This window comes from Candidatus Omnitrophota bacterium (assembly GCA_013791745.1).
Classification (GTDB): domain Bacteria; phylum CG03; class CG03; order CG03; family CG03; genus CG03.
In genome coordinates this window covers 1-5342 of record VMTH01000054.1, presented here as the reverse complement: position 1 = coordinate 5342, position 5342 = coordinate 1, and the positions used below count along the sequence as shown (strand labels likewise).

Here is a 5342-nt window from a genome sequence, read left to right as displayed (position 1 = left end):
GAGAACGCGTTAAGACTCAAAAAAGATATTTCTTCGGGGCGTTTGAAAGCAGACCTGCATTACGCTCTGGCCTACCAGTACTATAAAAACGACGATTACAAAGCGGCCCTGAAGAGAGCGAATAAAGCTATGCGCTCCGACAGGGATCACACGGATGCCAAATTCCTCTATCACATGATAAACGCTAGAATATTTATAGACAAGGGGGATTATTACCAGGCGAAAGAGCACCTGCTGCATGCTTTTAAAATGGACCCGGACGATTCCGAATGCATCATGCTTTTGAAAGGGATCAATGATCTGCTCAAAGCCGGACAGAAGGGCACCGGCCGCCGAGGGGAATAACACCGACATGGGAACATCTGAAAGCGAAATAGTATTCTCAAAAGAACCTTTTTCTTTTCTTGACGGGGAAGAGCGCGCTCTGTTTATGGAGAATGTGCGGCTTTTCACTTTTGCATCGGGCGAAATACTTATAAGAGGCGGCGAGATGGGAAACATGGTCTATTTTATTGTCCGGGGAGAATGCGGCGTTTTCCTGCCGCCTCCGGCGCCTGCGGCAAGCCCTGTGGCGCGGCTCGTTCCCGGGGATTTTTTCGGAGAAATGGCGATGCTGGCGAATGTCAAAAGAACAGCCACCGTAAAAACTTTAACCGAGGTGCGGGTAGCCGCCATGGATTCTCAGAAATTCAAAAAGCTTTTTATGACCAATCCCCGTATTGTCAAGGGCCTTGACGCATATTATAAAAAGCGTCAGGGCGAGCTGAATCTGTTTAAAAAACGAGTGGCTGATATGGAATCGCGCCCGGAGCAGGGGCTGTGGCAGAAAATCAGGAAGATGTTCGGCCTGTGACAAAATGGTGAAAAATAAACGGTTTGCGCAGATCGCGGCGGTTACGGTGATGTTGTCCGGATTGACGGGACTTATCAGCGGCAATGACATAGAAACGCTGAATAAGCTGCAGTTCGCCAACGGCCTTTTCAGGGACGGGATGTATGAGATGGCGAGAAAACAGTTCCTTGAAATAGCCGGTTCATCTTATCCCGGTATCGGCGAGGAGTCTGCTTTTATGCAGGCGGAATGCCTGTTCCGGATGAAAAATTTTCCTCTCGCCTATAAAGAGTTCGAAAAAACCTTTTCTTCCTTTTCCCGCGAAGTAAAGGAGAGGTCTCTTTCGCGCATGGGCGATTGCGCCTATCATATGAAGAGATACGGCGACGCCGCTGATATTTACGCTAAATTCATCAAATTATACGGTGAGAACGAAGACGCTCTTTTTTATCTCGCTCAATCTTTATCTGAACTGAAGAAATATGATGAGAGCGGGAAATATTACAGAAAACTCCTTGAGAAACACCCCAAATCAGACTACAGGGAATACGCCATGTATTCGGCGGGATACGCCTATTTTAAAACGGGCAATTATGCCAAAGCCGCCGGTCTTTTCGCGGGGGTTTCAGATAAAAAAATAAAAGCGGAGAGCCTGTTCTACGAAGGCCTTTCTTTTATCCACTCATCAGATATGGCGTCTGCCCTGAAGCGGTTTGACAATATCGCCGCCGGCTTTAAGGATAGCCCCTGGGCGGCGAAAGCGAATCTTAAAAAAGCCGAGATACTGATAAAGGATAAAAAGTTTGATGAAGCGGAAAAAATACTGGAACCTATCAGGCGCGCCTCCGGCGCTTCAGCGGCAGAGGCCCTGTATCTGACAGGGCAGGCCTTCTACGCGAAAAAAAGTTTCGCGCAGGCGGCGGTTTATTACAGGTCCTGCGCGGATAAGCATCCCGGCAGTGATTGGGCGGAAAAGTCGCTTTTTTCGCTGGGCTGGAGTTATACGCATCTTCAGGATTACCTGCGTGGAAGAAAGACTTTCGCGGAGCTGATCCTTAAACATTCCAAAACGGCATATTTCCCGAAAGCCCAGTTCCTCATAGGCCATTGTTATTTTTTTGAGCGGGATTACGACGCGGCCTCGGATGCCTATGCCCGGCTTCTTTCCGCTTTTCCGGGCGATGAACTCGCCGGAGATGCCCATTACTGGCAGGGCGCGTCTCTCTTAAAAGCGTCCCGTTTCGGTGAAGCGGCCTCCGTTTTCAGAGAAGTGATAAAACGCGGCGAGGCCTCGGGCTTTCTGTCCCGCGCTTATCTGGGCCTGGGCAAAAGCCTTGCACTCTCAGGGGATCACAGCGCCGCGGCCATTGAATTGGAAAAGGGGCTATCTGTCAAAGGCACAGCTCTGGAAAAGGATGAGCTGGCTTTTGAGTTGGGCAACGCCTGCGTTAAGCTCGGCAGATTTTCAGACGCGGTACGCTATTACGGCAAAGTGTCAGACCCGTCTCTTATCGCTGATGCCCTGACCGCTTCAGGGCACGCGTATCTTAACTGGAAAAAATTTGACGAGGCCCGCGAATCTTACGGGAAAACGGTGGATTTATATCCGGAATCTCCCGCCGCGGAAGATGCCGCTTTTTCAGTAGGGGTGAGTTTCTATAAAGAAAAAAACTGGGCTTCGGCCCGCTCTCACCTGATGGATTTCGCGGCCAAGTACCCCGCAAGCCCCAGAATAGCCGACGCTTATCTTTACGCGGGCTGGTCGGCTTTCAGCCTCAAGGACTGGACAGCTTCAATAAAATTCTGGAAACGGCATTATGAAATACAACCTTCCGAGGATGTGCTTTTGCGGATAGGCGACGCCTATTACAATGCGGCACGGGTCGCCGAAGCCAGGTCCTGTTACGCCGAGCTTCTGGATAAGTTTCCGTCGTCGTCCAAAATACCGCAGGCGCTTTACAGCATGGCTCTGGTGGACAGAAAGCAAGGCCTGCTGGAGGGCGCATCCAAACTGATCCTCCGCATAGACAGGGAGTACCCGTCTTCCGAGATCGCCCCCGACGCGCTTTTCACTCTTGGCGAAATATACGAGGAGCGCAACGATTATGTCTCATCAGGGGAGATCTACGGCAGGATATATTCAGGATATCCCAAATCTCCGCTCGCGGTGGATTCCCTGTACCGAGCCGCCCGCAGCGCATCGCGCGCGGAGAATTACGCTCTCTCCAGACAATTTTACGGGGAACTGGCGGAAAAAAAGAGTGCCTATCTTGAAGAGGCGAGGTTCAGGATATGCGAAGCTTTTTTTAACGAAAAAAATTATGCTTCCGCCGCTGATGAGGCGTTGAAATTCAGGGATGATTTTTCTTCATCGGCTTTTGCTCCCGGCGCCCTTGAAATAGCGCGCAAAGCGCTTACCGAACAGGGCCTTTCCGCGCGGGCTTCGGGGCTGAAAGACATTTTAACGAGGGATTATCCCGCGTCCGGCCCCTCCGCGAGAATCTATTTTGACGAAGGTAAAAAACTTTACGAGAGCGGAAATCACAAAGAGGCGGCGGAGGCGCTCCGCAAGGTGACAGCCAATCTCCACGACATTGATTCCGCCCGTGCGCAAATACTGATAGCGTCCGCTTTTTTCAGTATGAAGCAGTATGATGAGGCGTGGCTGGAGTATTCAAAAGCGGTGTATGTGTACCCGGAATTTCCGGATATCGTCGCCGAGGGTTATTACGGCATAGGCTCTGTCCGGATAAAGCAGGGGAAAAAATCCGAAGCTGAGAAAGCCTTCGGCAGGATACTGGAAAACTGGCCGGACTCGCCCCTGGCGGTCAAGGCCTCGGAAGAACTTGAAAAACTGAAATGATAATGCGTTGGGGAAGGTTCCTAATGGTGATGGGGACGGCAATGGGGACGATTCCGATCGCCATTCCCGCCCTCCCTAATATTGTTTTTGCCGCAGGCGAGGTGCGGATACCGGACATGAATGTTATAGGGGACGATCTCTCCCTTTACGGCCTCGGAGGAATTACGGCCGCGGATCTTCCGAGATATGATAAGGAGAGATTTCTTTCCGAAAAATTTTTAAAAAGCGGATTCGTCAAAGAGGCCGGGCAGGGCAAATCATTCATTGCGCTGATAGACGCAGGGTCAGGCGTTTCCGCCGGGGCAAAGGCCGCTTTTTTGAGCCGCTCGGAACATGATGAGAGCGGTTTCATAGCCGGCGCGGACACGGGATTCTCCGGCGCGGAAGGCCGTCGGAGATTTTTATACGGCGCTGATCTCTTTTATAAGAGAAAAGGCCTGTGGTCTTTTTCCACACTGCCGTATTTTTACGGCCGGGTCTTTGAATTGCCCGCCTCCGCCGGGCAGGATATAGGCGAAACACTTTTCGGCGCTCCCGTGGAGGTTTACTCGCAGACTGAAAATTCTTTCATTTCTTTTTCGGCGGAGAAAGTCCTTATGTCAGGGAGATACCCCGCCGCCATCCGCTCAGGCCGCGACGGGGAATTTTCATCCATCCGGTTAGGGGCATCCGCCGATCAATATATGGGAGATTCTTCCATGAGCCTGCGCGTCGGACTTTCGCGCGAAGACTGGGACTGGGTCGACGGCGCGAAGAAGTTTGATTTTCTCTCGTCCGACTGTTCTCTCACGCATAAATTTGACGGCTTTGAACTTGACGCCGGAGTTGAATTTATCAAATGGGCGGACTCGGCGTATACGGCGGGGAAACTCCTTGTCTCTTTTCCGGCTCTCGGAGGTTCCCTGACGGCGGGCCTCGATCCCGATAACCGCGCGCCGCGGATAGAGGATATTTTCGCGCGCCGGGGTTCGCTTTTGCGCGCTTTTCCAGGAGCCGCGCACGAGGGATGGAAGAATCTCAGGGCGGAATATATCTTATCGCTCTATCCCGCTGGACTGAAACTCACAGCCCGCCGCAGCGACACGCACAATTTTTTTTATGCCGACGAGAGCTCTCCCTCGCCGGGTTCTCTGGAAAATTCGCGTTACAAACGCTACGAGCTGGGCGCCGAACTTTCTTTGTTATCAGGGCCATTTTCATCGGGCGTGGGCTTTAGCTACACGGCGTCTCCTAATTTCCTGCCGGCTCCGCGGAGCTCCGCGGCCGTATTTTCCGGGTATAAACAGGGAAGGATAGGCATTACCGCTCTTCTCAACAGGGTTTCAAAAGGCCCGTGGACGGAGAGTTTTGTAAACGGCCTGGTAAAAATATGTTACGATATCCCGTCGGGAACAACCCTGTTCCTGGCGGCGGATAATGTTTTAGGGGACAAAGTTTTTCTGACACCGGCTCATTCGCCGGCGTCACCTTATGAATGGAGAAACACCGCTTTTTTTTCGGCGGGAGTTGAGATCAGGTGGGGGCAGTTTTGAAAAGGCAGTTGTTGTAGGCGGGGTTTTAACCCCGCGTTGTTGTGGAGGAATAATATGAGTTATTTGATCAAAGGCGGTCCGGTGATGTTTTTGCTTGTCGCTCTTTCCGTGGCGG

Annotated in this window: 4 protein-coding genes; all 4 read left to right on the top strand. The window is 51.7% G+C overall.

The annotated features are described in order from the left end of the window. Positions 1-345: tetratricopeptide repeat protein (locus FP827_02605; GenBank protein ID MBA3051974.1), on the top strand; the 345-nt coding region annotated here is incomplete at its 5' end. Further along, positions 296-853 carry a cyclic nucleotide-binding domain-containing protein gene (locus FP827_02600; GenBank protein MBA3051973.1) on the top strand — a complete coding sequence of 186 codons (558 nt, stop codon included), beginning with the start codon at positions 296-298 and terminating at the stop codon, positions 851-853. The genes FP827_02605 and FP827_02600, both read left to right, overlap by 50 nt. 4 nt (positions 854-857) lie before the next feature. After that, the gene (locus FP827_02595) at positions 858-3695 is read left to right on the top strand and encodes a tetratricopeptide repeat protein (protein MBA3051972.1); all 2838 of its coding nucleotides are present in this window, start codon (positions 858-860) and stop codon (positions 3693-3695) included. A gap of 23 nt (positions 3696-3718) precedes the next feature. After that, on the top strand, positions 3719-5227 hold the full coding sequence (locus FP827_02590; protein MBA3051971.1) for a hypothetical protein: 1509 nt from the start codon (positions 3719-3721) through the stop codon (positions 5225-5227). Positions 5228-5342: the final 115 nt, after the last annotated feature.

What these genes read in the sequence shown, in the direction of transcription:
- FP827_02590 (MBA3051971.1), top strand. Translation starts at nt 3,719, where the DNA reads ATGGTGATGGGGACGGCAATGGGGACGATTCCGATCGCCATTCCCGCC.
- FP827_02595 (MBA3051972.1), top strand. Translation starts at nt 858, where the DNA reads ATGGTGAAAAATAAACGGTTTGCGCAGATCGCGGCGGTTACGGTGATG.
- FP827_02600 (MBA3051973.1), top strand. Translation starts at nt 296, where the DNA reads ATGATCTGCTCAAAGCCGGACAGAAGGGCACCGGCCGCCGAGGGGAAT.